Consider the following 448-nt stretch of genomic DNA (forward strand, 5'->3'; position numbering starts at 1 on the left):
TAAACTCACAAAGGGGAGTCCAATTGGGCTGAGATTGAATCTATTTCTAAACCCTTCGTACCTGTTTCGGTTATGCGAGCGTAGGAATTGTGAAAAAACAGCTGTTTGAAATTTTTCGAAAGCTGCTTCCTCCTTTGTGACTTTTTTATTCAAAGGAGGAAGTTTTTTTATGGGAAAAAATAGAGTTTGGGTAGAAGGAACGATTGTTGCAGCGTTAGCGATGGTGCTGTCATTGATACCAATCCAGATCGGCAGCAGTTTTTCTATTTCATTGGGGCAGATTCCGTTGACTCTTTTTGCGTTAAGACGAGAGGCAAAGGCAGGGATGCTGGCAGGTTTCATTTGGGGGATCTTACACTTTCCGTTGGGACAAGTTTATTATTTAAGTGTCGTTCAAGTGTTGATTGAGTATCCGATTGCTTATACTTTTGCAGGTGCAGCAGGGCTC

At 42.0% G+C, this 448-nt stretch carries 1 protein-coding gene and 1 riboswitch; the gene reads left to right on the forward strand.

The genetic code is table 11. The features are described 5' to 3' along the window. Position 1: 1 nt before the first annotated feature. Positions 2-104, forward strand: a riboswitch (TPP riboswitch). A gap of 65 nt (positions 105-169) precedes the next feature. Continuing rightward, a partial coding sequence (locus FCS21_RS17805) for an energy-coupled thiamine transporter ThiT (RefSeq protein ID WP_171035740.1) occupies positions 170-448 on the forward strand: 279 nt, incomplete at its 3' end.

The organism is Colwellia ponticola, from assembly GCF_005885605.1.
Taxonomy (GTDB): Bacteria; Pseudomonadota; Gammaproteobacteria; order Enterobacterales; family Alteromonadaceae; genus Colwellia; species Colwellia ponticola.